This is a genomic window from Kytococcus schroeteri (assembly GCF_042433515.1).
Classification (GTDB): Bacteria; Actinomycetota; Actinomycetes; order Actinomycetales; family Dermatophilaceae; genus Kytococcus; species Kytococcus schroeteri.
Genome location: NZ_JBHLVH010000033.1, coordinates 1 through 621 on the forward strand (window position 1 = coordinate 1; position 621 = coordinate 621).

The 621-nt window shown below is 53.9% G+C and carries 1 rRNA gene; it reads right to left on the bottom strand.

Annotated features, from left to right (window positions below):
- Positions 1 to 621, bottom strand: a 23S ribosomal RNA gene (locus ACFFHC_RS11560); the annotation flags it as partial.

The following is a 621-nucleotide window of genomic DNA, read 5'->3' on the forward strand; positions in this document are numbered from 1 at the left end:
AGCGACCAGAGTGGTATTTCAACGATGACTCCACACACGCTGGCGCGTGCGCTTCACAGTCTCCCACCTATCCTACACAAGCCGCACCGAATACCAATACCAAGCTGTAGTAAAGGTCCCGGGGTCTTTCCGTCCTGCTGCGCGTAACGAGCATCTTTACTCGTAGTGCAATTTCGCCGAGTTCGCGGTTGAGACAGTGGAGAAGTCGTTACGCCATTCGTGCAGGTCGGAACTTACCCGACAAGGAATTTCGCTACCTTAGGATGGTTATAGTTACCACCGCCGTTTACTGGGGCTTAAGTTCAGAGCTGCACCCAAAAGGGTTGACTCGTCCCCTTAACCTTCCAGCACCGGGCAGGCGTCAGTCCGTATACATCGTCTTGCGACTTCGCACGGACCTGTGTTTTTAGTAAACAGTCGCTTCTCCCTGGTCTCTGCGGCCATCACCGCTGCCACCAGCAAGTGGTTTCACGGATCAGGCCCCCCTTCTCCCGAAGTTACGGGGGTATTTTGCCGAATTCCTTAACCACGATTCACTCGATCACCTTGGTATTCTCTACCTAACCACCTGAGTCGGTTTGGGGTACGGGCGGCTAGAACCTCGCTAGAAGATTTTCTCGG